Source organism: Pseudomonas sp. FP2300, assembly GCF_030687595.1.
Taxonomy (GTDB): Bacteria; Pseudomonadota; Gammaproteobacteria; order Pseudomonadales; family Pseudomonadaceae; genus Aquipseudomonas; species Aquipseudomonas bijieensis.
The window spans coordinates 2,705,332-2,731,892 of the sequence record NZ_CP117440.1 but is presented as its reverse complement, the minus strand read 5'-3'; the positions used below and the strand labels follow the sequence as shown (position 1 = coordinate 2,731,892).

Genomic DNA, 26,561 nt, shown 5'->3' with positions numbered 1-26,561 from the left:
TCCAACCTTGCGGCGAAATTTCAGCTCACGACTTAGGCCGCCACGGCGCAAGAGCCCCTTCGAAAAGTGAAAAGGCTCCATGCAGGAAACTGTTGAAGCGCGCGGCATCACGCCGCAGCCCTGCCTGTTGGCCACCAATCAGGCACAGATGGGCCACCTGACCAATCACTTCTGCCTGGCCTGGCATAGGGACCAAACGGCGGCATGTCCGTATCGCGAAGTCCAGTCGTCTTGTGTCAACACGCTGCTGAAACTCGCCTACCAACGGATCGTGCAACGACCAGGCGCGGATGGAAACTTCCCGCCCTGGTTGTTTCTCCGCGGCAATACTCAAGTAGCGTTGCAAGGTTTCGCCCGCGCTACGCCCCTGCGCCGCATAAGCGAGCATGCGCTCGGTGTAGTCTTCTTCCCAAGCGGCCAGCAAGGTGCGGACAAAGTCTTCGCGATTGCGGAAATGGTGATAGAACGATCCGCGGGTCACATTCAATCGGCGCGAGAGACTCTCGACCGAAACACCGATATACCCTATTTGGTCGAGGGCCTCAAAACCTGCCGCGATCCAATGGTGACGCGTTAGTTTTCTCACCCGTTATTTCGCTCCAGATCTGGCGCCATACAGACTGTGTATGGTGCGCAACCGATTGATACGCTGCGAACACCAGCAAAGATGGCCGTTGCGTTTTGCACGCCAGCACTTTTCATGGAGTTCGCCTTGAAGAAAATCGTTCTGGTTGCTTTCGACCAATTCACCGATATCGACCTATTCCTGATGTGGGACATTCTAGGCCGCAACACGCAGGACTGGCACGTCCGAATATTGGGTTCTAGCGCTATCGTGCGATCGGCGCACGGCCTGCCTGTTTCGGTGCACGGTCCGCTTTGCGAAGCCAATAGTGCCGACGCGGTATTGTTCGTCAGCGGCAAGGAAGGGATACCCGCTGCACTTGCCGCGCCGGATTTCCTGCCGTCATTTGAACTTGACCCCAGGCGCCAGCGAATCGGCTCCATATGCGCCGGAGCTTTCATTCTCGAACGGCTTGGGCTGCTCAACGGCCAGGCAACCACACACCCGGATGCGCGATCGAGCTTGCAGGCTCTGGGGCTTGAGCCCATGGACCAGCCGCTTGTATGCCAAGGTAACGTGGCAACCGCTGGCGGATGCCTTTCGGCACTCTATCTGGTGGGATGGTTGGTTGAGTCCTGGTTCGGTGTCGACAAGCGCCGTGCGACGTTGCTCCCTGTTCTACCCGCCGGGCAGCAAGCGCTCTATGATGCCTTGATCGGGCTCAGTCTCCGACAAGGAGAAGTTGGCACCTCAACAACATCCAGTTAATCCATGCTCGCTCAGCGAGGCCCTGGGCCTCAAGGCGTGGACATCGATAAACCACCGCAAAGGAACGCGACATGGCATGTCGTCCAATCAGTAGTTGGAACTCAGGAGAGATCACCGATGCCCCGGGAATTTGAGCTCATCCTGTCTGTGCCAGTCCCCTCGAGGTCCGGCATCACCCACCTTTACAAGTCGCTGAACCTGGCGGACGCTTTTGCAATTCGGCTCCCTGCGGGCACTTCCAGCGATCCAGTTCTACTAGCTCGATTCATCCTTTCCCACCAGCCAGCCTGGATCGGATGGCTCATGAAAGTCCGAGACACTATCGTTGCCTGTTTTGGTCTCAAGACAGCCAGACATTTGGCAACACTGGCTAATCGGATTGAAATCTTCAAGGTCTACAGCACGAACCAGACTGAAATCGTGTTGGGAGAGGACGACAAGCACCTCGACTTCCGGATATCGATCCTCTGTTCTGCAGAGGCAGAGCCAGAAGGCAGTCGCCAACTCGTTTTTTCCACCGTGGTCCACTGCCACAACCGTCTAGGCCGGGCCTACATCTTCGTGATTGCGCCCTTTCACCGCTTGGTTGTTAAAGCCAGCCTCCTGCGTGCAGCACGCATCGGTTGGCCTCTGGCTACCTGCCCCTAAGGCTCAGAGCGCTGTGTGCGCCTGAGGGCTAACCGTTCAATCGAAAGGCTGTCTGGCAAGCCTGGCCACGTCTCTCAGGTCAAAGCCTGATCAGATCCGGGCAGGCCCCGCAAAGTGCGAAGACTGTCCGAAAGACTCGATCAGCAGGTCCGTGAGCATTCGTATCTTGCGCGTGGGATGCTGGCTTGGCGGACGGACGACATATGCACCTGCCGGGGGTGGTGGATACCGAGTCATGATCGGCACAAGCGCCCCCGAAGTCACATGTTCGTAGGTCAGGCAATCTGGCAGGTACGCGAGCCCGAGTCCTGCTGTTGCGGCAGCCACGAGCGCTATGCCGTTGTCAGCCTTGAAGCGTCCCTGCGGGCGAACCGCGATGATCTTGTCGCCATCCATGAACTGCCACGCTTCGGTGCCCTGCAGGAGAGCCTCATGGGTAGCGAGCTGTTCCGGTGACTCTGGTACCCCATGCGCTTTTATGTAGCCCGGGCTCGCAACGAGCTTCGTGTAAATCGGGCCGATACGCCTTGCGATCAAATTAGAGTCCGGAAGATAGCCGACTCGTATCGCACAATCGAACCCCTCGGCAATGAGATCAACGAAGCGATCGCTGTAACAGGTCTGGATATGAAGCTCGGGGTGGCGTCGTGCCATTTCCGCGAGCATGGGAGCGAAATGCGTAGGGCCAAAAGAGAGCGGCGCCGCAACTCGTAAGCGGCCACGAAGGACTCCCGCCGGCAGGATCGTTTCTCTGGCGGCATCAATCTCGGCGCAGACCCTGGCTGCATAGTCTCGGAATGTGGCCCCGGCTTCAGTGAGCGCTGCCCCACGGGTGGATCGTGCAAGCAACTGGATGCCAAGTTCCGCTTCAAGCCGGGCGAGCCTGCGGCTGACGATCGACTTGGAGACTCCGAGCCGGAGTGCCGCAGGTGAAACACCTCCAGCATCAGCGACTTCTACGAAAGTTTGCAGCTCTTCGATATCCAAATCAGCGTTCCCCTTTGAGCGACACAGCTAGCCTCGGAATGCTACTACTGCGTCGAAAATGGGAACAGCATAATCCTCCCTTCCTGACAGCGTCGCCGTTGGCGCACGTTTCCCGGAAAACCCAATCTACTAACAACATCAGTGGACGTGTCGTCACGGTCGCGCCTGTCCATCCGAACATGCGCTGGCCCTCCGACACGCGTGCATCACTGAGAAAAGGACCTACAGATGACAAGCGAGACTATACGCAACCCCCATACCGACCAGCTCTTATCGCCTGAAAATTCGGCGCTGATCATCATCGATTATCAGCCGATCCAGGTCTCCTCGATTCGCTCGATGTCCCGCGACGAACTCGTCTTCAACATCACGAGCGTTGCCAAGGCGGCCGTCAACTACAACCTGCCTATCATTCATTCGACCGTTAACGTCGCTACCGGCCGTAACAAGCCGCCGATTCGAGAACTGCAGGACGTGCTCGGTCATCTACCGACTTATGACCGCACCTCTATCAACAGCTGGGAGGACACCGAGTTCAAACAGGCGGTCAAGGCAATCGGCCGTCGGAAGCTCATCATGACCGCGCTCTGGACCGAGGCCTGCCTGACGTTCCCTGTACTGGACGCGATCCAGGAAGGCTATGAAGTGTATGTGCCGGTCGATGCGGTCGGAGGCACGTCACCCGCCGCACATGAGGCAGCCCTTCGCCGAATCGAGCAAGCGGGCGCGAAACTCATCAGCCGTGTGCAGATGTACTGCGAGCTCCAGCGCGACTGGTCGCGTGAGTCGACTATCCCCGGTTTCATGGGCGTATTCGAAAGTGCCGACGGTTTTAACGCCGAAAAGGCCGGTCAGGAAAAGACTGGAGACGCCCCTAGCCGTTGATACGTGAAGAAGGTGGGGCCCGCTATGCGGGCGCCATCTTCATTAGTACGGCCGGTGTTGATTACCGTATTGACATATCGATAAATCTCGATATGATCAGGTTATGGAATTGATCGAAATCTTCAAAGCCCTCTCAAACCCTACACGCCTTGAAATCTTGAAAGGTTTGAAGGATCCCGCAAAGAACTTCCCTGCGCAGGATGAAGGTGACGTTCTCACGGTGGGAGTCTGCGTCAGCAGTATCCAAGAAGGTATCGGACTGTCACAGTCAACGGTGTCTGGCTATCTTGCCACTCTGCAACGGGTGGGCTTGGTCGAAGTCAGGCGCATCGGCCAGTGGACCTACTACAAGCGGAACGAAGCAACCATCAGTGCTCTTGCCGAGATCATAGGGAAAGAGCTGTAATTTTTTACTGCAAAATATCGAGATATCTCGATATCCCTTTTTGTCGATACGAGGATTTACAATGAAAGCGATGATGCTTAAATCATTTGGCGGCCCGGAATCGTTCGAACTCTGCGACGTGCCCAAGCCTGTGCCGCAAACGGGACAAGTCTTGGTTCGGGTACACGCTACCTCCATCAATCCTTTGGATTATCAGGTCCGACGCGGAGATTACTCCGATCTGGTACCACTTCCGGCGATTACCGGTCACGACGTATCTGGCGTTATCGAAGAAGTCGGGCCGGGTGTGACGGCTTTCGCGCCCGGCGACGAAGTCTGGTACACCCCGCAAATATTTGACGGCCCGGGGAGTTACGCCGAATACCACGTTGCTGCCCAAAGCATTGTCGGGAAGAAGCCCGCCTCGCTGAGCCATCTCGAGGCGGCAAGCCTGAGCCTGGTCGGTGGAACAGCGTGGGAAGCACTGACCGTGCGAGCGGCGCTTAAAGTGGGCGAAAGCATTCTGATACACGGCGGCGCGGGAGGCGTAGGTCATGTAGCGATCCAGTTGGCAAAAGCCATTGGAGCGCGGGTCTTCACGACCGTGCGCGAAGCAAACTTTGAGTTCACACGCAGCATGGGTGCCGATGTGATCATCGACTACGAAAAGGAGGATTACGTCGACGTCATCAATCGGGAAACGGAAGGCCGCGGAGTCGATGTGGTGTTTGACACCATCGGCGGCAACACATTATCCCGCAGCCCGGATGCCCTCGCCCAACTTGGCCGAGTTGTCAGCATCGTGGACATTGCCCAGCCACAGAACCTCGTTCAGGCCTGGGGCAAGAACGCGAGTTATCACTTCGTTTTCACCAGACAAAACCGCGGCAAGCTGGATGAGTTGAGCACGTTGGTAGCGCGCGGTCAGCTGCGCCCGCACGTTGGCGCCGTCTATTCACTTGCCGACCTTGCGCTCGCCCATGCGCGGCTGGAGAGCCCCAACAACGGTCTTCAAGGAAAAGTCGCGATTGCAGTCACGCCGTCGCCTCATCTCGCAAGCGTTGAACCCACTTCAGGGGAATCCCATGATTTATGAGATCGCTCTACTGCCCGTTTACAAAGAACACATTGAAAACTTCAGGCACGCATTTGCCGAGGTGGCTCCTTTGCTCTGCCGCGCTAAAGGTTACTGCGGGCACATGCTGGCCCAAGGGATCGAAACCCCGCAACAATTCAACCTGATCGTGCGCTGGCAATCACTCGAGGATCACACTCCGGGCTTCGAAGCGAGTGAAGACCATCGGGTGTTCATGATGGGCCTGCAGAAATACTTCTCGGAGGAACCGCAGGTCTATCACATTGAGGGAGCGGCTTTTGCTATAGGTGATCCTGCTTTCTAAGGCGTTCACAATGCCAGGAGTCATCGGGTCAACTGACGCTTGCGCTCACTGGCCCGATACGAATATGGATTCTCAGATTTATTTACGCAGAGGTCGGCCATAAGCAGTCATTCCCACAACGCCCTGCTGAACGGCCCACACTAATGAACTGGACACACGCACGGAAGAGTACCCAATGGACTGTATGATTCGAAGCGCAATGAGCACGGACGCCATAGCAATAAGCCAGATCGTAGTGGCCGCGCTGCGTGAATCCAATGCTCAAGATTATTCGCCAGACATCATCAAACGAGTGCAACTGAGCTTTTCACCTTCGGCGATCCTGCACCTTCTAACCCAGCGTCAGGTGTATGTCGCATGCATTGACGGTCATGTCGTCGCAACCGCAAGTCTCGATCGAAACACCGTCCGAAGCCTATTCGTCGACCCGGTTCATCAGGGGAAAGGCCTAGGGAGTCGACTGATGGCGACTATTGAATCAATGGCCGTGCAGAGCGGCGTAAAGCTGTTGCGTGTCCCCTCCTCGATCACGGCAGAAGGGTTTTATCTTGCCCTGGGTTTCCTGAAAATCAGGGACGAATTTCACGGCGCCGAGCGCACCATCATCATGGAAAAAGTCCTGGGCGATTAACCCTGTCCCCTCACAAAACCCTCAAAGCAGCCCATGCGTGCCAGAATCTCCTCACTGGATCGTCTTGGAGACCACCATGCTTCGCACGTTTGAAAAATGGCTCGACCCCTTCCCGCCCGACGAAGTACCGCCACCGCCTGAAGGCTTGTCGCGATTTCTCTGGGCCTGCACGCGCGGCGCCCGCGGTTATATTCTCGCGCTTGCGCTACTGAGTGCCGGTGTGTCGATTTACGAAGCCTGGCTGTTTTCTTTCCTCGGGCAGGTCGTGGACCTGCTGTCGACCTGGCAGGCCGGCGGCGATGCGGCGATACAGGAAAGTCGCGTGCTGTGGGGCATCGGCATCGTATTGCTGACCAGTATCGGGCTGGTCGCGTTGCGCACGATGGTGCAGCACCAGATATTGGCGATCAACCTACCGTTGCGGCTGCGCTGGGATTTCCATCGGTTGATGCTGCGACAAAGCCTTTCGTTCTTCTCCGATGAGTTCTCCGGCCGCGTCACCACCAAGGTGATGCAGACGGCACTGTCGGTGCGCGAGGTGCTGTTCACCCTCATCGAGATCGCACCGGGGATCGGCGTTTACTTCATCGCGATCATCGCCCTGGCTGGCGGCTTCGACCTGAAGCTGATGCTGCCTTTCATTGCCTGGGTCGCGTTGTTCGGCCTGGCCATGCGCTACTTCGTACCCCGCCTGGGAAAAGTCGGGCAGGAACAGGCCAATGCGCGGTCATCGATGACCGGCCGCATCTCCGATGCCTATACCAACATCACCACGGTGAAGCTGTTCTCGCACTCCAAACGCGAAGCCCACTTCGCCCGCGCGGCAATGGAGGATTTCAAGCAGACCGGCTTGCGCCAGATGCGCCTGGTCAGCCAATTCGAAATCGTCAACCAGGCACTGGTGGTCGCGTTGATCATGGGTGCGGGCGGCTATGCCCTATGGCTGTGGCACCAGGGCGAAGTCGGCGCGGGTGCCGTGGCGGCGATTACCGCCATGGCGTTGCGCATCAATGGCATGTCGCACTGGATCATGTGGCAAATGACCTCGCTGTTCGAGAACATCGGCACCGTGCAGGATGGCATGGCCACTTTGACCCGCGGCCCCAAGGTGCAGGACGCGCCGGATGCGAAAGTGCTGGTGACCACTGGCGGAGCGGTGACCTTCGACAACGTGAGCTTCAACTACAACGGCGAACGCCAGGTGCTCGATGGGCTGAGCCTGAGCATCCGCGCGGGGGAAAAAATTGGCTTGGTGGGTCGCTCCGGCGCCGGAAAATCCACGCTCATCAACCTGCTGTTGCGCTTCTACGATGTGGACAGCGGAGAGATTCGCATCGACGGGCAAAACATCGCGCACGTCACGCAAGACAGTCTGCGCAGCGCCATTGGCATGGTCACTCAGGATACGTCCCTGCTGCACCGCTCCATTCGCGACAACATCGCCTATGGTCGCCCCGATGCAACCGACGAGCAAATCCGCAGCGCCGCCATCAACGCCCAGGCCGATGGCTTCATCAGCCAACTGAGCGATAAGCATGGCCATTGCGGCTACGACACCCTGGTCGGCGAGCGAGGTATCAAACTATCGGGCGGCCAGCGTCAACGCGTCGCAATTGCCCGGGTGATGCTCAAGAACGCCCCGATCCTGCTGCTGGACGAGGCCACTAGCGCGCTGGACTCGGAAGTCGAAGTGGCCATCCAGGAAAGCCTCGATGACATGATGCAGGGCAAGACCGTGATTGCCATCGCCCATCGCCTGTCCACGATTGCGGCCATGGACAGGCTCATCGTCATGGATGACGGGCGCATCATAGAACAAGGCACCCACACGGAACTGCTCGGGAAAAACGGTACCTATGCGCGGTTGTGGCATCACCAGAGCGGCGGATTTCTGGGCGAGGATCAAGGGGTGGTTGAGGCAGTGGAATAGGCATGGGCGGTTTGGGCGATCATTGACCGCCCGAAGCAGCCCTTGATGTCCGTTTTTCGTCGCCCTATGTTATTGGCATTCATGGAGGATTCTGACTGATGGCACGTGTGGGTTTGATACTGACACCCGGTTTTGCGGACTGGGAATATGCTTTCATCGCAGGGACTGCCTCTCCTTTTTACGGGATCGACACCAGGTTTTTCACTTCTGCCACAGGGCAATTCCGCTCGCAGGGTGGATTGGCCGTAACGGTCGATAGCAGTTTGCAACAATGCCTGGACTGGAAGCCGGACGTTGTCGTCGTCATTGGAGGAATGATCTGGGAACGTGCAGAAGCGCCCGATATTCGAGACTTTCTTCATGCCAGTCGCTCAAGCGGCGCGACGATTGCCGGTATCTGCGGGGGAACGCTGGCGCTTGCGAGGGCCGGCTTGCTCGACACGGTTGCTCATACCTCGAACAGCGCAGAGTTCTTGCAACACAATGCCGTAGGTTATGCAGGGCAGGCGCTTTATCGAAGCAGCCCGGTAGCCGTGGTCGTAGACCGCATCATAACGGCTCCAGGCCCCGCACCCGTTAGCTTCACCTGCGCAGTGTTCGAAAGCGCCGGGTTATCTGCAGAGGTCATTTCTCAATTCAGGTCAATGTTGGCAGCGGAACATGGGTGACTGCTTCGTCCTGAGAGGGTTTTGAGTGGCCGTTCATGGCAGATTTCTGACGGCCACGACCGACAGGAAACGCTTGATTTCTCCGGCTCTTCGTTGACCGTGCAGGTTGGAAACTCACCGTCTGGGAAAGTTTTTCAACCCCGCCCGTAAAATATCGCCCCAGCGCCGCACCAGATAATTGTGCTCATCCATCACCGAGTTCCACACGGCGATATGGCCCATGCGCTGCTCATAGGAACCACCATCGCGCACGTCACCAATGTCAATCAGCGGCAAACCATCACTGCCCAGTAACTCCTCCCGCGCCGGTTGACCGGCGTACCAGTAATCCCACTCGGCACTGCTCAGATGGTCGCGGCTGCGCGCCGGGTTGCCGATGTAGTAACCCTGGCGCGCCATCACCGCGCCGGGCCAGCCAGACAACCACCAATTGAGGTAGGCGTAGGCCGCATCCAGCACCGGGCCCTGGGCGTGGCGCGACAATGACAAACCGCCGAACCAGGCGCGGTAACCCTCGCGAGGCACTGCCAGACGGTATTTCACCCCAGCGCGATGCAGGCGCATCAACGTCGGCGACCACAGGCTCTGGATATCGATGTTCGGACTGAGCATCAATTGCGCGGCCTCCTCGTCATCGGACCAGAACGCCGCGAAGTGACCTTCCTTCTGTTTGCGCACCAGGATATCGGCCAGCACATCGATCTCTTCGATGCTCATATTGCCGATGTCCTTGAAGCGCGCCAGTCCCGCGCCCTGCACCGCCAGCGCGGCATCCAGGGCACCGATGGCAGCGTCGCTCTGCAGTGCGGTGCGCGCGCGCCAGGCCGGGTCCAGCAGCCAGCCCCAGCTTTCGTTGTCGGGGCGAAAACCCTCGGGCAAGCGCTCGGGGCGGTAGGCGAAACTGTCGGCGTTATGGGTCAGGGGTAGCATGCTGATGCGCTCGGTGACCGTGCTGCCGAGGCTGCCATCGTGCTGCACGAACAAGCGCTCGCTAGGCACGCTGCCACTGCCCAATCGATCATTCGCGGACAGGCGGCCGCGCTTGGGCAGGTCGTTGATCTCATGCCACAACGCAATGCGCCGCGTGTCGATGGGCTGGATCGCCCGGGCCGGCCATACGAAGTCGACGTTATGGAACCATTGATCGTACAGGTCATAGCTGTCGGGCTGCATCACCGCGATGCGCTGGGCCTGCTCGACATCGTGCACCTGGTACACCAAGTGAATGCCCAATTCCTGTTCGGCACGAACACGCAGGCATTCGAGCAAGGTCACTGAAGTGCCGAGGACGCGGAGTGTGATCATGCGGCGAACCGCTGAGAGAACACGGCAAAGGAGCGCCGCAGCAGCGCGGGGTCGAGACCACGCAGGATGAACACCAGGCGCGATTGCCGATCCGTGCCCGGCCAGGCAGGCAAGTGCACGGGGGCATGCAGGCAATGCTGCACACCATGAATGACGATCGGGGCGTTACTGCTGTTCACGTTGAGCAGTCCTTTGACACGTAGAATTCGTTCGCCGTGGCATCTTAACAGCATCGACAACCAAACCCCGAAGCCGACCCAATCCAACGGCTGGTCGAAAGTCAGGCTGCACACTTGCGCGGCGCCGTGGGTGGCGCTGGTACTGCGATGCAGTTGCCAGCGACTGACTTCCACTGTCGGTTCGGCGCTGCGCAAACCTTCACCCAGCAACAGTTGATCGCCGCTATGGACGTCACAGGTATTGAGGACCGGCGTACCGGCATTGAGCGCTTGCAGGTGCGCGTGCAGTGGGGCGCAGTCCTCCACCAGGTCGGTCTTGCTCAACAGCAAGCGGTCCGCGGCGGCGACCTGGGCCAGCCATTCCGGATGCAAGCGCTCTTGCAGAGTGGCGTGGCTGGCATCCACCAGGGTAATCACCAGGCCGATATGGAAACGCCCGCGCAGTTGCGCGTCGTTGTTCAAGGTGGCGAGGATCGGAGCCGGGTCGGCCAGGCCGGTGGTCTCCAGGATGACCCGTTTGAACGCCGGGATTTCGCCGCGCTCACGGCGTTGCAACAGGCCGAGCAATGCCTCCTTGAGTTTGCCACGAATCGAGCAACAGACGCAGCCACTGGGCAGCAGCACGGTATCCGGGGCGACTTCTTCCACCAACAGGTGATCGATGCCGACGTCGCCGAACTCGTTGATCAGCAAAGCCGTATCGCCGAGGCTTTCGCCTTGCAGCAGGCGCTTGAGCAAGGTGGTTTTGCCGCTGCCGAGAAAGCCGGTGATGACATTGAGAGCGATGCTCATACGGCTGACTCCAAGTGATCCAACAGATGCGGGTCCAAGGGATCCAACGGGCGACCGAGCATGATTTCGGCCGCTCGCCAGAGCTGATCCAGGCCACTCGCCAGCGCTTGCTTACCGGTCGCGCCGAGCAGCAGGTAAGAGGCGCCCTGAAAGTCTTCGACCTTGAGCCGGAACACCGCCAGTACCTGATTGATCGCGGCGATGCGGCGCAGGCGTTCGCGGCGCCTGGGCAGCTCATCGCTCAGGGGATCGCTCCAGTGCAGATCCTCGCCGAGCAAACCGCAGAGTCCACACATGGCTACACCTCACTCATGGCATGACATCGCCGGAATTCGGGCCGAGGGTCTGGCCAACGAACAGGTTGCCACCCGGCTCGCTGGCCAGCAGCACGGCGGTGGGCGCCACTTCATCCGCCAGGCCGAACCGACCGAGGGGCAACTCGGCGGCCTTGGCGCGTTTCCAGTCAGCGCTGATCCCGGCGACCAATGGCGTTTCAATCGGCCCCGGAGCGATGGCATTGACCAGTACGTTGTCCTTGGCGACTTCCAGCGCCAAGGACTTGGTGAAACCGATGACCCCGGCCTTGGCCGCGGCGTAATGGGTAAGCTCGGCGCCGCCCTTGATGCCCAGTTGCGAGGCCACGTTGATGATCCGCCCCCAACGCTGGGCGAGCATATGCGGCAAGGCGCGCTGGCTGGCGACGAATACGCTGGTAAGGTCGACGCGCAGCATGTCGTTCCACATCTCGATCGTGAGGTCGACGCAACGTGCCTGGGTGAGCATGCCAGCGTTATTGACCAAAACGTCGATGCCGCCGAAGTGCTCGACGCAACGGTCGACACCGGCCTGGGCGCCTTCGACGGTGCCTACATCGGCGAGGCACTCCACCACTTCGGCGCCGAGGTTGCGGCAGGTGATCGCGGTTTCGGTGAGGCTGACGGCATTGCGGTCGGCCAGCACCAGGCGCGCGCCTTCAGCCGCATAGGCACGGGCAATGGCAGCGCCGATACCGCTGCCGGCGCCGGTGATGACGGCGCGGCGGTTGATAAGTTGAGGCATGTAGAATCTCCTGAAGCAAACACAGGTCCCAGGTGGGAGCGGGCTTGCTCGCGAATGCGGTCTGTCAGTCACACCTGATTTATCTGAAACACCGCATTCGCGAGCAAGCCCGCTCCACATTTGAATTGAGTACAGTCAGTCGGGCCAGCGTACGGTCAGGCCACCGTCGATGACGATGCTCTGCCCGGTCAGGTAACTCGACGCATCACTGGTCAGGAACTGCACCAATGAAGCCACTTCATCCGCGCGCCCTACCCGCCCCAACGGGATCGCCCTCGCCGCCTTGGCCAAACCTTCCGGACCCAGTGAGTTTTTCACATCCAGTGACTGTGGCGTCTCGATCAACCCTGGGATCACCGCATTGCAACGAATGCCCTTTGCTGCCAACTCCACCGCCAGCGAACGACACAAGCCCGGCACGCCGGCCTTGGCCGCTGCGTAATGGCTGTGCTCTTGCCAGCCATACACGCCGCCGGCAATCGACGAAATCGCTACCAACGCACCGCCCTCGCCCATATGCCGAGTCGCCGCGCGAAAGGTACGCATCACTCCCGTCAGGTCAACGTTGAGCATCTCGTCCCACAGCGCATCGCTCATTTCCAGCAACGGTGCACGGCGCAGCAAACCAGCGTTCGCCACGGCGTAATCCAGGCGGCCGAAGCGCTGCACGGCGTGTTCGGCCAGTGCATCCACCGAGGCGGTATCACCCACATCCAGCGGCAACATCAGGCACTCGCCACCGGCTTCTTCCACCAAGGCCACCGTGGCCTGCGGGTCATGGGGATCGGCCGGGTAATACCCGCCGACGACCGCCACACCATTGCGCGCATAGACCACAGCGAGGGCTTGGCCGATGCCGCTAGCGGCACCGGTAATCAAGGCAACTTTACGGCTCATCTGAAGATCCTCACTGAACGGTTTCCGGACGCACGTGGCGTGCGGCGAACATCAGCGCACCGGACAAGAAGCACGGCACAGCACCGAACCACAGTGCGGCGGTCTGCCAGTCACTGCCGGCGGACAACACCTGAGTGGCGCCAAACCCTGCGACCACCGCGCCAATCGGGCCCATGGCATGGATGATCGCGCCACCGGTGGCGCGGATGCTGGTAGGGAAACTTTCACTGATAAAAAACAACGCCGCCGAATAGGGCCCGATCAGGAAGAACAGGCCCAGGCTGTACAGCCCGACCACCATCGCCATGTTGCTCGGGCCGAACAGCATCCCGGCAAACGACAGGCCGCCAAGCATCCAGCCCAGGCCAATCACGTTGCGGCGGCCAATCTTGTCGCCCATCCAGCCGTGGCTGAGGTAACCGCAGTAACCCACCAGGTTCGACAGCACCAGGATGATCAGCGAGTTCTCGAAGGAGATGTGGTGCACGCTGACGATCACTGAAGTACCGAGCACGCTGAACACCTGGATCGCCGCCCAGTTGAGCAACAACGCGGCGCCGATCACCAAGGTGGCGCGACGGGCCGGACCACGGAACGCGGCCTTGAGGCCGGCCTTGCTGTGTTCGTCGTAGTCCACGCCGTAAGTCACGGCGACGTTTTGCGCTTCTTTCACCGCGCCGTTTTTACGCAACTCAGTGATACGCTGATGGATCTGAAACTGCGGGCTCTCCTTGAGCTTGCGCGCCAGGATCGCAATCACCACCGCCGGGATCGCGGCGAAGATGAAGCAGCCCCGCCAGCCGATGATCGGCAGCAGCAGCGCGGTCAAACCCGCCGCGATCAACGCACCGACTGGCCAGCCGCCCTGCACCAGGCTGTAGATAAAGCCGCGACGTTTGGTCAGCCGCGGGTCTTGCGAGGCGCCATACAACTCGGTCAAGTAGGTGGCGTTGACGGTTTCTTCGGCATAGCCCAGGCCGCCCAACGAACGGATCAGAATCAGCGGCGACTTGCCCCACGCCCCGCCAATCGCGGTGAGCGCCGAGCACAGGGCGGAACCGGCCACCGTGAAGATAATCCCTTTGCGCCGCCCCAGCTTGTCGACGATCGGGCCGATGGCCAACGCAACGACGGCGGTACCCACCGCCACCCAGGTCGCGATTTCGGCCTGCTCCACTTCACTCCAACCAAAGTGCCGGCCGATCTCGGGTAGCAAGGTACCGAACAGGATGAAGTCATACACCGCAAACACCCAGGCGAAGAAGGCGATCCAGGTGGCGAAGCGGACTTCCTGGGACGTCAGTTGCCGGGGTTTCCAGCCAGTCAGGTCAAGCTTGTTGTAGATAGACATGAATCGCGCCTCGGAAGGTGGGTGGGTATCAGGTACGCGGCTGGCGGCGGATAAAGTCGTCGGCGATTTCGTCGAAAGTGACGAAGCGCACGCCGGTATGGCTCTGGATGTGTTCGATCAGACGCTCAAGCATCAGCAACACTTGCGGCCGACCGGATACATCGGGGTGGATGGTCATGGTGAACACCGCGTATTCATGCTCGCGGTAGACCCAGTCGAATTGGTCGCGCCACATTTCCTCGAGATGGCGCGGGTTGACGAAACCGTGACTGTTGGGGGCCTTTTTGATGAACATCATCGGCGGCAAATCGTCGAGGTACCAGTTGGCCGGGATCTCCACCAGATCGGTTTCTTCACCGCGCACCAGGGGTTTCATCCAGGTGTCGGGGTGCTGGCTGTAGTCGATCTTGGTCCAGCTGTCGCCCTTGCGCACGTAGTAGGGGTGGAAGTCGTTGTGCATCAGGCTGTGGTCATACTTGATGCCTTTTTTCAGCAGCAGCTCGTTGGTGACCTTGCTGAATTCCCACCACGGCGCGACGTAGCCGGTGGGTCGTTTGCCGGTGACCTGGGTGATCAGCTCGATGGATTTATCGAGGACGATTTCTTCCTGCTCGGCGGTCATGGCGATGGGGTTTTCATGGCTGTAGCCGTGCACGCCGATTTCATGGCCGGCGTCGGCCACCGCCTTCATCTGCTCGGGAAAGGTTTCCATCGAGTGGCCGGGGATAAACCAGGTGGTACGTAAGCCGTAACGCTCGAACAGCTTGAGCAAGCGCGGGGCGCCGATTTCGCCAGCGAACAGGCCGCGGGAAATATCGTCAGGCGAATCCTCCCCACCATATGAGCCCAGCCAGCCTGCCACGGCGTCTACATCGACGCCGAAGGCGCACAGAATTTCTTTAGCCATCATTGTTCTCCTGCGGATTTATCAATCAGTCATGGGATTTTTCAGGGCTGGCGCAACGCGGCTTCCACTGCCAGCGCCGCGCGCAACAATCGAAAGTCTTCGCCCGCAGGCGCGCTGATCAACATGCCGGTGGGCAAACCGAGCGCATCGCAGCCGCTCGGCAGGGACACGCCCGGCAGATCCAGCAAGCTACCGGGCATGGTCAGGCGCAACGTAGCGAGATTGGTGCGCACGAACAGTTCGTCGTCGGCCTCCAATGGCGCCAGGGGTGGCGCGACATGGGATACGCTTGGCGTAATCAAAAACGCCCCATCCAGCTCATCGGCGATTTGTTGCTGCAGCCGGTCGCGTGCGCTGTAGAGGTTGACCAACTGGCTGGCGGGGAATGTACGTGCGCTTTCCAGACGGCGCCGCACGCGCGGGTCGAGTCGGGCGGCCGCCTCGCTGTCGAGCAGCGGCTGATGCAACGCGAAAGCTTCAGGGGCGCCAAGCCAGCCTTGTTGCTCGATGAGATGGAGCGTCGCTTGGAAGGCTGGCGAAGGCCGCAGGTCAATCTGCGCACCGTGAGTTTTCAACACGCTCAAGCAGTTCAGCAGGTTGTCACGCACCGCAGGTTCTACGCGTGGATCATCAAGGACCGACGGGTCAACCCAAAAACGCTGCCCTGCCAGACCGCGGGGGATGAGTGAGGTCGACTTCGTACGCCCGCACAGGATGTCGTCGATAGCCAAGGCATCGCGCACGCTGCGCGTCAAAGGCCCCACGCTGTCGAGGGTATGTGCAAGCGGGAAGACACCTTCACGGCTATAGCGCCTGCAACTGCTGCGAAATCCCACCACCCCATTGAAGGCCGCTGGAATTCGGATAGACCCAGCGGTATCCGTGCCCATCGCAATCGGCACGATTCCCGCCGCGACCGCGACCGCTGAGCCTGAGGACGAGCCACCCGGAATGCGTGGCTGGTCGAGTCCGACAGGATTGTGCGGCGTTCCAAAATGGGGATTGAGTCCAAGGCCCGAGTAAGCAAACTCGCTAAGGTTCGTTTTCCCGACACTGACCATTCCGGCTCGTGCCAGCAGACCTACGACATTGGCGTCGAGCAGCGCTGGCGTAATGTCGCGGCGCACGGCTGCGCCTGCGGTAGTTGGACTGCCTGCGACGTCGAACATGTCCTTCCAAGCAATGGGAACGCCATCCAGGGCGCTTGCCGGTTGTCCGGCCTTCCAGCGCGCAGCTGATGAATGGGCTTCGCGAAAGGCACGCGCCGAACAAAGAGAGATGAACACGTCATCGACTTCCGCCACCCTGGCCAGCATTTCTTCCAACGCCTTGACCGGGTCGCTGCTACCCGAGGCGAATGCATCCGCCATGGCCAATGCATCGGCTTCAAGCGGTAATTGAGGACTGGCGTAGGACATCTGATCCACCAAAAACGTATTCATTATTAAAATGTACGTTTTATACAGCAGATAGCGTGCCAAACTGAGTGCTTAAGGAACGCCAAGGCGAAAGCAATCCGCGTCTAGCCTACGGACTAGACGCCTTTCCAAACGGGTAGATATTCCATTTTGCGGAGCCTTTTATGCGGGACCAGCCAGCAACACAAATAATGTACTAATTAAAAAATATCCGTTTTGGTGCAGAACAGTAACAACGGCCCCAGGAACGCGCACAAAGGACGTGGTCCACGGTGACAACCGACTTGTGCGAGAATCTTCCCCCGCCTTTCGAGAAGCGTATGAGATCGATGACCGCCGAGGATTACCGCACTGCATCCCGCTACGCCATGATCCGCCAGGTCCTGCGCAACGCCATCGTTGATGGAGAGGTGGCCCAAGGACTTGTCCTGCTCGAAGCGCCTCTGGCCGACCTGTTCGGAACCAGCCGCGTACCGGTGCGCAAAGCATTGGACCTGTTGCATAAGGAAGGCTTGATCAGTCGATTCGATGGTCGTGGTTATCTGGTCAACCCAAAGGGGGTTGAAGTGGAGCCACTGCGGCTGGCCGTAACCCACAAGCAACTCGGTCTTGATAGCAGCGAAGAACTGGTCGATACCCGGCCGCTGGGCGAGCGGATGTTCGACGAGATTGGTTCGGCCTTATCGACCTGTATTGCTTTCGGGCACTATCGACTCGACGAGCAAATGGCCGCCGAGCATTACGGCGTCAGTCGGGCGGTGATACGCGAGGCATTGATGCGTCTGCGTGACCGCGGCCTGGTGGAAAAGGAACCCTACTCCCAATGGCTGGCCGGCCCGCTCACCGCCAGGGAGATCACCGAAGACTACGAGCTGCGCGCGTGCCTTGAACCTGAGGCGTTACGCCAGAGCGCACCCGGGCTCAGCCGGGGATCCCTTGAAGCCATGCTGTCGCGGGTTAAAGAGGCACAGAGCAACCTACGCTGCAGCCTGGCATGCATCGAGCAACTTGAAGAAGACCTGCATTACCACTGCCTCGCCGGAATAAACAATCGCAAGATCGCTACGCTGATCCGGCAGGCCCAGAGCCCCAGGATCATCAGTCGGATTTTTTACAGTCAGTTGGGCCTCGGCCCCGACGAAGCCATGCTGGCCGAACACCGTTTGATTTTAGAGTTGCTATTGCATGGCGCATTCGACGCAGCAGCGCTGAACCTCAAGGAACATCTCCACCGCGCCCGCCAACGCATGTTGCAACGGTTGAAAGTTCTGTCAGTGCTACCTGAGCAACAGGTGCCGGAATATCTGACCAAACTGAGCTGAAAGCAGGTTCAGCGGAAATCGGCTGCAATTGCTCATCGAACTCATCAAGTGAGACGAATGAAAGCGCTTGCAGTGTGTCCAGTGAACGCAGGTGCTGTCGATACATCGCCAACTGAGTGACACGTGCTTCCTGGGAAATGTACGGTACGTGATAGGCAACAAAGGTCGCAAGCACAGTCATCCCGGTATAGGCCAACGTTCCACGCAAGATAGGCCGGAGCATGTCATTGAGTTCACCGTGCACGCCGCCGCTCACCAACATGTGTGGTTGGCCGCCGACAGTAATGGCGAGCATGGCCTTCTTGCCAGCCAGGCCGCCCTGGTCGTAAAAACGCTTTCCGCCATAGCAGACACCAGAAACCAATACCCGGTCTATCCAGCCTTTCATGATCGCCGGCATCGAGAACCAATAGATTGGGAAGTTGAAGATCACCAGATCGGCCTTCAGCAACTTGTCCAGCTCCGCCTGGATATCCGGCGCCAGTGTGTGTTGCGAGCAATTGTGACGCTGCTCCAAGGCATACGTCAGGTACTCGGAATTGACGCGGCTGCCAAAGTCATCCGCGCTGGCGACCGGATTCCAGCGCATGGCATACAGGTCAGACACTTCGACAGAGTGCCCTTGCCCCCGCAGTTCTTCGACCGCCAGATCTTTCATGGCTGCATTGAACGATTGCGGCTCGTTGTGCGCATGGATGATGAGAATGTGCATTGGGCAGCGCTCCATTGGGCTCGGGTTGGCCAGCCCATCAACCGGTGATGTCTTTACCGAAGATGGCACGTGCGATGACTAGCTTCTGAATCTCATTGGTACCCTCATAGATTTCGGCGATCTTGCAATCGCGATAGATCTCTTCGACACGGTAGTGCGAACCATCCGCCGCGAGCTCGCGCATAAAGCCATAGCCACCAAAGATCTGTACCGCGTCGCGGGCAAATTCACCGGCAAGGTTGGTGCCGTACCATTTGGCCATCGCGGCCTCGGGCTCCGGGAAAGCGAGTCCTTCGTCCATGCGCAACGCCGCCTTGAGATACAGATTGCGGGCGTTCTCGATTTCAGTGGCGCGCTCGGCCATCTTGAACTGCCAGTGTTGGAACTGTGCAATGGCTTTGCCAAACGCCCGACGCGTCTTGAGCCGCGCGATACTGTGATCAAACAATGCCTGAGCCATGCCGGTCCCGCTGGCGGCAATCCCGATGCGTCCGAACGTCAGTGTTTGCAAGGCTATCTTGAGACCTTCACCGGGCTGGCCCACGACGTTCGCCGTGGGTACTTTGACGTTGTCGAAGTAGATATCCGCCGTCAGCTGGCCATGATTGCCCATTTTTTTGTCGGGTTCGCCAACACGTACACCTGGCCAATTCAACTCGACCACCAGCTCAGTCATGCGCGCGCCATCGACACAGAGCAATACGACGAAGTCGGCAACTGGGGCGTTGGAAATGAAACGCTTGCGGCCGTTGACGATGTAGCCGTCCTCGGTGCGCGTAGCGTGGGTGCCCATGGCTTCAACGCTCAAGTCGGTACTGGCATCCGGCTCGGTAGTCGCGAAACTCCCGATCTTGTCGCCGTTGAGCAAGGGCTTGAGATAACGTTGCTTGATTGAGTCCGACCCATGGTTCAGCGCATTACCCGCGAGGATGCAATGCACGTCCACGATGGCGGCCACCGAGTTCGAATGGTAGGCCAGCTCCTCGATCATTACCGCAGTGGCTGCGGTGGGGTATTTGAGACCCCGTCCGCCAACTTCGGCGGCAAAGGGAATGCCGAATAAACCTGCCTTCGCCATCTTGGCGAACAAGTCACGCGGGAACGCTGCAACGGATTCCTCGGTGTGGCCAATGGCGTAGGCCGCCGGGGCGACATGCTCATCAACGAAGCGTCGAATCTCTTGGCGCAGAGTCAGGATTTCCTGCGGGGTATCCAGGTCGTGATACAGGCGATCCTGGTGACGCGCAACAGTCGCATTGACCGGAGTGTTGGCAAGAAGGGTCATGGTTATCTCTTCTGTAGTCTGGGAAGCAACGTGGGTGAACAGTAGGCAACCTGATGGGATGGCGTAATAGGCAAAAACGACTGTAAATATGCGAATATCGCCATCTCCTGATAAAAGGGTTCTGCTATGACCACCGTTGCGATTCTAGGGTTTGACGATTCCTATGCCTCCGTAGTCGGAGGGTTTGCCGACATGCTGCAGGTCGCCAACGCGCACATGTCAAAACAGGGGATGCCGTCGTCGGGGCTTTTTGAATGGCACTTCATATCGCAGAACGGCCGGCCTGTGCGCGCGAGCAATGGCCTCGAGCTTGGCATGCGGGCGCTGCCGAAGAACCAGCATTATGATTTGGTCTTTATTCCCAGCCTGCATTATCGCGGCTGGCAACATTTCCAGGGCTTCCTGGAAAAACAGGGGGCTGTGCGTGACTGGCTGGTTAAGCAATGGAGAAATGGCGCATGGTTGTGCGCAAATTGCACGGGCACGTTTCTACTTGCCGAGACGGGGTTGCTTGATAACCAAGTGGCGACCACCACGTGGTGGCTCGAGGAGCATTTCCGCAGCAGATTCCCGAAGGTTGATCTGCAAATGCGTCCAGTGGTGACTGAATCTGACCGTCTGGTATGCGGTGGCGCACATGCCACATTTTTGCTGCAAGCGGTTCACGTGCTTAACAAATTCGCCGGAGAGGCCATCGCCAGGCAATGCGCCCGCAGCATGCTGATCGATTTGACCCAAACGACGCAGACACCTTTCCAGCCGCTTATCGCCGACAAGACCCACAATGATCCGTTGATTCAACGCGCGCAAAAGTGGCTTCAGGAGCACTTGGTGGAACAGGTACGCATGACTGACCTGGCGCAGAAGTTGGCCGTCAGCGAACGTACATTGATACGCCGCTTCAATAAGGTGCTTGAGCAGTCACCGCTCACTTACCTGCAGAACCTGCGCATTGATACGGCGCGAGCTTTGCTGGAGGCCGGCGACCTGAGCACCGAGCGAATTGCTCACTATGTCGGCTACAGTGATATCAGCTCGTTTGCACGCCTGTTTCGTGAGCGCGTGGGATTCACTCCGGGCGCTTATCGAGCCAGGTTTCAGTTACCCATGGAGGACTGACCAAGCACTGTCGCCAGCAAGGAATGGCTTGCCAGAAATGTGGCGACTCGCTCAATGACCTCGTCCGGCCGGGAATCAGCAAAAAAATGTCCGCCCGCTATCGCAGAAGCCTCCATCATCGTGCAGCGATCCACCCAGGTGGCGGGTAAATCATAGTGCTTGGCCATCGCACCTGAGGCGCCATAGAGGATCAGCGCGGGCGCGGTGATGCGTCGTCCGGAATCGGATACATCGTCCGCCAGATCTACAGTGAGTGCGGCTCGATAGTCGTGGCAAAACCCAGCGATCGTTGCCGGATCACGCCAGGCTTTCCGATACGCCGCCAGTTGGTCAGCATCAAAATCCTCCGGCCCTGCGGCACCCCAGCCGAAAAGGCAGCTCTCGAAAAAGAAATCGGGATCCGCCGCAATCATGCGCTCCGGAAAGGGTGCGGGCTGAGAAAGAAAAAACCAATGCCAGTAACTGTGGGCTATGTCCTTGCGCAGATCTGTCAGCATCACAGCCGTAGGAACGATGTCCATCAGTGTGACGCTCGCCACCACGTCTGGATGATCCAGTGTCATCCTGTAGGCCGTGCGCGCGCCACGGTCGTGTCCAACAAGATGGAACCGTTCATGTCCGAGCACACGCATCAGTCCGACCTGATCCGCGGCCATGGCGCGAAATCCGTAATTTGACAGATCCGCTTGAAGCGGCGGCTTATCCGATGCCCCATACCCACGCAAATCAGCACAGACAACCCGATAGCCACGCGCGACCAACCCAGGTGCGATACGTGCCCAGAGCGCCATGGTCTGCGGAAACCCGTGGAGCATCAGGATGGGTTCGCCTTTACCCGCTGCAACACAGGCAATTTCCACATCACCTACAGTAATCTGGTGCGTTTCGAAGTTTTCGAACATGGGGTCGTCTCGTTATTTCACAGATAATGAATGCTTTCATCGTATTTCCTTACTCCTGGCGTACCCAGGTCTGTGAGCGCCCCAGCAGCGGCGTGCCAATGTAGCCGCGCACGCTGAGTTTTTTACCGTTGTCGATCAGGTGGACTTTACTGCTATAGACCTTGCCGTTATCCGGATCGAGGATTTCGCCATCGGTGTATTCTTCGCCGTCCTTGCGCAAACCGGTGAGAATGGTCAGGCCTACAATCGGCGCATTCTTGTTCACGCCATCACATTTACCGCACTTCGGATTCGGGTCTTCGCTCGGGGCGGGAAACGCTTTTTCGATAACGCCCTTGAGAGTGCCATCGGACTCGGTGATTCGAATCAATGCCCTCGGCTTGCCACTGACGTCGTCGATGTTTTGCCACAGACCAACGGGCGAATTATCGTCTGCCCACAGTGCCGATGACATGACTGCTGCTGCCAGGGCGAGTCCGAAGACACCCGCTTTTTTAAGAGTACGCATTGCCTGAATCCTCGTGATTGAGCGGATGTTCATTGATTCCAGTCGTGCCAGACATATAACACTGTTATTTGATTAACATAACGCCGTTATGGCAGTATTGCAACATGACCACTGATAACTCACCCCCTAATGCCCCCACCCGCCTCGTCGAGGCAACCATCCGTGTGCTTGCGACTAGCGGCCCGTCCGAGGTCAAGGCCCGTTCGGTAGCGAATGAAGCCGGCCTGTCGACGATGGGGGTTTACACACACTTCGGCGGCGTACCGGAACTTCTACAAGCTGTCGCTGACGAGGGATTCAAGCGGTTGGCTGCAGTCTTCAAGCGTGTGCCAATCACCGATGATCCGATAACCGACTTATGTGCGATGCTCCTGGCTTGCCGAGACCTTGCACGAAGCAATCCCCATCTGTACGACTTAATGTTTGGCCTTTCGATTGACGGCAGATATAGCCCCTCACGAGGTGCCATGAAGTCGATTACGGATGGGCAATCGGACGCCTTCAAGGCGACATACGCGATTCTGGTCAACGCATGCGCTCGCTTGGTTGATGCCAAATGCGTTCGCAAAATCGATCCTGCCCTCATCGCGCCACAGCTGTGGAGTGCCGCGCATGGATTCATCATGCTCGAACTCGCTGGCCACTTCGCAGGCACGGCCAATCCCGCTTCGCAGATCCTGGTAGCGACGTGTAACAACATTGTTGTCGGCTTGGGAGCGAAGCGCGAAAAAGTGGAATCTTCCACCGCTGGCGTCATTGCCGGGTAGGCAACTCCTCACCTCGCTCATGAACACCTTCCTTATTGCGGGCCTGTGGAATCTGCGCCATTGCGTACTCGGCGAGTGCCGTGATGGTCAGCGCAGGATTAACCCCAGGATTTGCAGGCATCGCAGCGCCGTCACACACCAACATGTTCTGGTAACCAAATACGTGTAGGTTCTGATCAATCACGCCGCTTCGGGCATCGGCGCCGATCACGGCACCGCCCAGCACATGGGCTGTTGTCGGAATGTTGCCCAGCGCTTCCAGTACGTTGCTCTGAGCAATACCGCCGGTGTGCCTGGCCAACCATTGAGCTGCCTGGTTGCCCATCTCGATGTAAGTCGGATTTGGCTTGTCGCGATTCTGCTCGGTGACAAGGCGGTAGCCGCGACCCAGCCAACGCTTGCTGGGGCGAAGTGCGATCGCATTGTCCAATGTCTGCATCACTAACAGCATCACCATGCGTCGGCTCCAGCCCCATGGCCATAGCGACTTGAGCCATCGCGCTGGGTGCAACACGATATTCCCCAGCCACTTCAGCGGCCGCGTCACGCGGCTACCCTTACCGACCAGCAACGTGCAAAGCAAACTGAGGAAGTCGGCGTTGCGACCGTAGGTGAGAAACTCGATGTGGGTATTCTGATCGACGTGCACACTGCTGCTGGCGGTCACATCGTTCCAGGTCTTGCGGTCCTCGGGCAAGCGCACGTTCAGAACCGATTCGCTGTTGGTGCGCACCAGTTCACCAAGGCGATCGCTGACCCGGGGCAACGAGCCGCCGTGCTTGCAGTTGGCCAATAATTCGTTGGTACCGAGAGCCCCGCCGGCGAAGATCACTCCGCGGGCGGTGTAAGTACGGCGATCACGGGCGAACCAGGCGCCGGGACGCTGGGTGGTCACACGGTAGCCGTCACTACCATCGGCTGCCCCGAGTGGGCTCACATCAACGACCTCACGCTCTGCCAATATCTGCACGCCGCGTTTCTCTGCGAACCACAGGTAGTTTTTCACCAGCGAGTTCACGGCACCGACGCGGCATCCCACCATGCAGGCGCCGCAACGTATACACCCGGTACGGTCAGGCCCTTCCCCACCGAAATAGGGGTCCTTGACGGTTATGCCCGGTTCGCCAAAGAACACTCCAGTGGGTGCTCGAGTGAATGTGTCTTCGGTTCCGAAGTGTTGCGCCATCTTCCGGGCCAGTTGCTGGTTCGTCGAGTCGAATGGCACCGTCTGTACCCCAAGCATGCGTTCGGCCGTATCGTAGTGAGGCTGCAATAGCCTTTCCCAGTGGCCAAGCTCCCGCCACTGCACGTTTTCGAAGAACTCTGGCTTGGCGCGGTACAACACACCGCCATACACGGTGCTGCCGCCACCGACACCCGACTGGCTGGGAAAAAAGACATGGCGAAACAGCGACATGCGCATGATGCCCTTCAAACCCAACGCGGGTGCCCACAGATACTTGTTGAACTGCCAGGCCGACTTGGGGAGGTCTTCGTCGCGATAGCGACGGCCGCGCTCGAGTACCCCGACGCGATAGCCTTTCTCCACGAGGCGCAGCGCCGAGACGCTGCCGCCAAATCCCGATCCGATCACCAGCCAGTCGAAGTCTGCGCTTTTCATGATATGTCCCCTTCTACGTGCCGATTGCCTTGCGCCTAAAGTCCATCAGGTCATTACCTGTCAATCGACATATTCGGTCCACATCTTGCGCAGCCTCAGCTTGTCGACTTTGCCCACGGCATTCTTTGGCAGGCTGTCGATGATGTTGATCGTGTAAGGTCTTTTGTAACGCGTCAGCCGGTCAGCGCAGTGCTCGCTCAAGCCCTCCTGGGTACCGGCGAATCCCGCACGAAACGCGACGTAGGCCAGCACAATTTCGCCGAAGGTCTCGTCGGGAACACCGATCACTGCTGCTTCGAGAACGCCTGGAAATTCGAACAACACATCTTCGATCTCCTTCGGATAGATGTTCTCTCCACCACGAATGATCATCTCTTTAAGGCGTCCGACGATGGCCAGATAACCGTCTTCGTCGATCCGACCAATGTCGCCGGTGTGCAGCCAGCCATCAACGATGGTCTTCGCTGTTTCCTCGGGCTTGCCAAGGTAACCACGCATGACGTTAGGACCTTGAACCAGCACCTCGCCAGTGGCGCCCTGCGGCAAATGCACACCGTTCGGGTCGGCGATTGCAACGCGTTGCCCGATGAAGGGCAGCCCGACCGTACCGACCTTGCGTAGGCCGTCGAAGGGGTTGATGGTCGAAGCGCACGTGCCTTCGGACAGGCCATATCCCTCAAGCAGCGGAAAACCGAAGCGAGCTTCAAATTTTTTCAGTAGTTCCGCCGATGCAGGCGCCGCGCCGCAGATGCCATACCGAAGACTGGAGGTATAAGGTTTGACCTCGCGAGGTAACGCGTTAAGCATTGCGTAGATGGTGGGCACTGCAGAGAAGTACGTGGGTCGAAGCCACTCGACATCCTCAAAAAACGTGTCGACGTTGAAACGCTTGCGAATCGAAACCCGACCACCGCTTGATAGCGGGACGAGCGTGCTCACCACAATGCCGTTTACGTGAAAGAGTGGAAGTATCAATAAACAGTGGTCTGCTGCCGTGACCTTGAGTGAGTTTCGTCCCATTTCCGTCATGGCTTCAATATTGGCGTGATCGAGCATCACGCCCTTCGGCAGGCCGGTAGTGCCACTGGTGTAGATCAGCAGTGCCAGTGCGCCAGGCTCTTCAAAAGGTACGCCGGTGTAGGACGCCCCCGTTTCCAGAATGGCGACAGGCAGGGACTGCAGATTCGGAACTATCACTTCGCCGCTGACGTTGATAAGCAGCTTCGCCCCCGAATCAACCAGTTGATGGGTTGCTTCCTTGCTGGTCAGCCCAGGATTGATCGGCGTAACCGCCGCCCCCAGACGCCAGGCGGCGAACATCGCCACGACAAACTCCACCTGGTTGGGCAACATGATGGCGACGACGTCTCCAACGCCTACCCCCCTATCCGCGAAGACTCCCGCCGCTGCGAGGACCCGGGAATGGAATTGCCGGTTAGTCAGGTTGCTGCTGTCGTCAGCGATGCACAGACCATCGGGCGCTGACACCGCGCGTAAATCTGAAAGCGTGGAAAAACACATTATTGTTGTTCTCTCTGCAAATTGACGAA

Annotated in this window: 27 protein-coding genes and 1 pseudogene; 12 read left to right on the top strand and 16 right to left on the bottom strand. The window is 58.7% G+C overall.

All coding sequences use genetic code 11. The features are described from left to right. Positions 1 to 25: 25 nt before the first annotated feature. Positions 26 to 586, bottom strand: coding sequence for a TetR/AcrR family transcriptional regulator (locus PSH86_RS12280; protein ID WP_163854201.1), 561 nt, complete (start codon positions 584 to 586; stop codon positions 26 to 28). An 81-nt stretch (positions 587 to 667) separates the two neighbouring features. Here PSH86_RS12280 and PSH86_RS12275 point away from each other — a divergent pair, with 81 nt between their 5' ends. Both PSH86_RS12275 and PSH86_RS12270 read left to right on the top strand, forming a co-directional pair. Further along, positions 668 to 1,333, top strand: a complete 666-nt coding sequence (locus tag PSH86_RS12275) for a DJ-1/PfpI family protein (protein ID WP_232200092.1) — start codon at positions 668 to 670, stop codon at positions 1,331 to 1,333. Between the two features lie 117 nt (positions 1,334 to 1,450). Then, positions 1,451 to 1,981 (top strand): DUF2867 domain-containing protein, encoded by a 531-nt coding sequence (locus PSH86_RS12270; RefSeq protein WP_305490030.1) that lies wholly within the window; start codon positions 1,451 to 1,453, stop codon positions 1,979 to 1,981. Positions 1,982 to 2,071: 90 nt separating this feature from the next. On the opposite strand, the gene PSH86_RS12265 is transcribed toward PSH86_RS12270, so the two are convergent. Beyond that, a complete protein-coding gene (locus PSH86_RS12265; protein ID WP_305490028.1) occupies positions 2,072 to 2,968 on the bottom strand; it encodes a LysR family transcriptional regulator in 897 nt (298 codons plus the stop codon). 228 nt (positions 2,969 to 3,196) lie between these two features. Here PSH86_RS12265 and PSH86_RS12260 point away from each other — a divergent pair, with 228 nt between their 5' ends. The 7 genes from PSH86_RS12260 to PSH86_RS12230 all read left to right on the top strand — a co-directional run bounded on the left by PSH86_RS12260 (position 3,197) and on the right by PSH86_RS12230 (position 8,867). Continuing rightward, on the top strand, positions 3,197 to 3,853 hold the full coding sequence (locus PSH86_RS12260) for a hydrolase (RefSeq protein ID WP_176688137.1): 657 nt from the start codon (positions 3,197 to 3,199) through the stop codon (positions 3,851 to 3,853). A 103-nt stretch (positions 3,854 to 3,956) separates the two neighbouring features. Further along, complete coding sequence (locus PSH86_RS12255; RefSeq protein ID WP_163854209.1) at positions 3,957 to 4,259, top strand: helix-turn-helix transcriptional regulator; 303 nt, start codon at positions 3,957 to 3,959, stop codon at positions 4,257 to 4,259. A gap of 61 nt (positions 4,260 to 4,320) precedes the next feature. Next, entirely contained in the window at positions 4,321 to 5,334 is a 1,014-nt protein-coding gene (locus PSH86_RS12250; protein WP_163854211.1) for a zinc-dependent alcohol dehydrogenase family protein, read from the top strand. Further along, positions 5,324 to 5,638, top strand: coding sequence for an antibiotic biosynthesis monooxygenase (locus tag PSH86_RS12245; RefSeq protein WP_163854214.1), 315 nt, complete (start codon positions 5,324 to 5,326; stop codon positions 5,636 to 5,638). The genes PSH86_RS12250 and PSH86_RS12245 overlap by 11 nt, the downstream gene beginning before the upstream one ends. Positions 5,639 to 5,813: 175 nt before the next feature. Further along, complete coding sequence (locus PSH86_RS12240) at positions 5,814 to 6,269, top strand: GNAT family N-acetyltransferase (RefSeq protein WP_176688138.1); 456 nt, start codon at positions 5,814 to 5,816, stop codon at positions 6,267 to 6,269. 76 nt (positions 6,270 to 6,345) lie between these two features. Further along, complete coding sequence (locus PSH86_RS12235; protein ID WP_305490024.1) at positions 6,346 to 8,199, top strand: ABC transporter ATP-binding protein; 1,854 nt, start codon at positions 6,346 to 6,348, stop codon at positions 8,197 to 8,199. 98 nt (positions 8,200 to 8,297) lie between these two features. After that, a complete protein-coding gene (locus PSH86_RS12230) occupies positions 8,298 to 8,867 on the top strand; it encodes a DJ-1/PfpI family protein (protein ID WP_305490022.1) in 570 nt (189 codons plus the stop codon). 114 nt (positions 8,868 to 8,981) lie between these two features. Here the strand turns inward: PSH86_RS12230 and PSH86_RS12225 are convergent, their stop codons facing one another. The 8 genes from PSH86_RS12225 to PSH86_RS12190 form a co-directional block, all read right to left on the bottom strand. Continuing rightward, a complete protein-coding gene (locus tag PSH86_RS12225; RefSeq protein ID WP_109755247.1) occupies positions 8,982 to 10,172 on the bottom strand; it encodes a PotD/PotF family extracellular solute-binding protein in 1,191 nt (396 codons plus the stop codon). Next, positions 10,169 to 11,143: a GTP-binding protein gene (locus PSH86_RS12220; RefSeq protein WP_305490019.1), complete on the bottom strand. Its 975-nt coding sequence runs from the start codon at positions 11,141 to 11,143 to the stop codon at positions 10,169 to 10,171. Before PSH86_RS12220 ends, PSH86_RS12225 begins: the two co-directional genes overlap by 4 nt. Then, a complete protein-coding gene (locus PSH86_RS12215; protein WP_163854226.1) occupies positions 11,140 to 11,439 on the bottom strand; it encodes a hypothetical protein in 300 nt (99 codons plus the stop codon). The genes PSH86_RS12220 and PSH86_RS12215 overlap by 4 nt, the downstream gene beginning before the upstream one ends. A 13-nt stretch (positions 11,440 to 11,452) precedes the next feature. Continuing rightward, a complete protein-coding gene (locus tag PSH86_RS12210; protein ID WP_163854228.1) occupies positions 11,453 to 12,202 on the bottom strand; it encodes an SDR family NAD(P)-dependent oxidoreductase in 750 nt (249 codons plus the stop codon). Positions 12,203 to 12,337: 135 nt separating this feature from the next. After that, on the bottom strand, positions 12,338 to 13,099 hold the full coding sequence (locus PSH86_RS12205) for an SDR family NAD(P)-dependent oxidoreductase (protein WP_305490016.1): 762 nt from the start codon (positions 13,097 to 13,099) through the stop codon (positions 12,338 to 12,340). A 10-nt stretch (positions 13,100 to 13,109) separates the two neighbouring features. Further along, complete coding sequence (locus tag PSH86_RS12200; RefSeq protein WP_305490014.1) at positions 13,110 to 14,450, bottom strand: MFS transporter; 1,341 nt, start codon at positions 14,448 to 14,450, stop codon at positions 13,110 to 13,112. Positions 14,451 to 14,478: 28 nt separating this feature from the next. After that, positions 14,479 to 15,357, bottom strand: coding sequence for a polysaccharide deacetylase (locus PSH86_RS12195; protein ID WP_176688144.1), 879 nt, complete (start codon positions 15,355 to 15,357; stop codon positions 14,479 to 14,481). A 41-nt stretch (positions 15,358 to 15,398) separates the two neighbouring features. Then, complete coding sequence (locus tag PSH86_RS12190) at positions 15,399 to 16,775, bottom strand: amidase (protein WP_163858847.1); 1,377 nt, start codon at positions 16,773 to 16,775, stop codon at positions 15,399 to 15,401. A 329-nt stretch (positions 16,776 to 17,104) separates the two neighbouring features. Between PSH86_RS12190 and PSH86_RS12185 the strand changes: the two genes are divergently transcribed. Beyond that, positions 17,105 to 18,097: a GntR family transcriptional regulator gene (locus PSH86_RS12185; protein WP_370873778.1), complete on the top strand. Its 993-nt coding sequence runs from the start codon at positions 17,105 to 17,107 to the stop codon at positions 18,095 to 18,097. A gap of 13 nt (positions 18,098 to 18,110) precedes the next feature. Here the strand turns inward: PSH86_RS12185 and PSH86_RS12180 are convergent. Next, positions 18,111 to 18,809: pseudogene (locus tag PSH86_RS12180) on the bottom strand (NAD(P)H-dependent oxidoreductase); the annotation flags it as partial. A 37-nt stretch (positions 18,810 to 18,846) separates the two neighbouring features. Continuing rightward, positions 18,847 to 20,094, bottom strand: a complete 1,248-nt coding sequence (locus PSH86_RS12175) for an acyl-CoA dehydrogenase family protein (protein WP_305490009.1) — start codon at positions 20,092 to 20,094, stop codon at positions 18,847 to 18,849. A 126-nt stretch (positions 20,095 to 20,220) separates the two neighbouring features. Between PSH86_RS12175 and PSH86_RS12170 the strand changes: the two genes are divergently transcribed. Further along, complete coding sequence (locus PSH86_RS12170) at positions 20,221 to 21,213, top strand: GlxA family transcriptional regulator (RefSeq protein WP_305490007.1); 993 nt, start codon at positions 20,221 to 20,223, stop codon at positions 21,211 to 21,213. On the opposite strand, the gene PSH86_RS12165 is transcribed toward PSH86_RS12170, so the two are convergent. After that, the gene (locus PSH86_RS12165) at positions 21,192 to 22,115 is read right to left on the bottom strand and encodes an alpha/beta fold hydrolase (RefSeq protein ID WP_305490005.1); all 924 of its coding nucleotides are present in this window, start codon (positions 22,113 to 22,115) and stop codon (positions 21,192 to 21,194) included. The genes PSH86_RS12170 and PSH86_RS12165 overlap by 22 nt on opposite strands. A gap of 49 nt (positions 22,116 to 22,164) precedes the next feature. Further along, positions 22,165 to 22,623, bottom strand: coding sequence for a DUF2147 domain-containing protein (locus PSH86_RS12160; RefSeq protein WP_305490003.1), 459 nt, complete (start codon positions 22,621 to 22,623; stop codon positions 22,165 to 22,167). 104 nt (positions 22,624 to 22,727) lie between these two features. Here PSH86_RS12160 and PSH86_RS12155 point away from each other — a divergent pair, with 104 nt between their 5' ends. Then, complete coding sequence (locus tag PSH86_RS12155) at positions 22,728 to 23,390, top strand: TetR/AcrR family transcriptional regulator (RefSeq protein ID WP_305490001.1); 663 nt, start codon at positions 22,728 to 22,730, stop codon at positions 23,388 to 23,390. Here the strand turns inward: PSH86_RS12155 and PSH86_RS12150 are convergent. Both PSH86_RS12150 and PSH86_RS12145 read right to left on the bottom strand, forming a co-directional pair. Then, the gene (locus tag PSH86_RS12150) at positions 23,377 to 25,011 is read right to left on the bottom strand and encodes a GMC oxidoreductase (RefSeq protein ID WP_305489999.1); all 1,635 of its coding nucleotides are present in this window, start codon (positions 25,009 to 25,011) and stop codon (positions 23,377 to 23,379) included. The genes PSH86_RS12155 and PSH86_RS12150 overlap by 14 nt on opposite strands. 60 nt (positions 25,012 to 25,071) lie before the next feature. Continuing rightward, positions 25,072 to 26,532 carry a class I adenylate-forming enzyme family protein gene (locus tag PSH86_RS12145; RefSeq protein WP_305489998.1) on the bottom strand — a complete coding sequence of 487 codons (1,461 nt, stop codon included), beginning with the start codon at positions 26,530 to 26,532 and terminating at the stop codon, positions 25,072 to 25,074. Positions 26,533 to 26,561 lie beyond the last annotated feature (29 nt).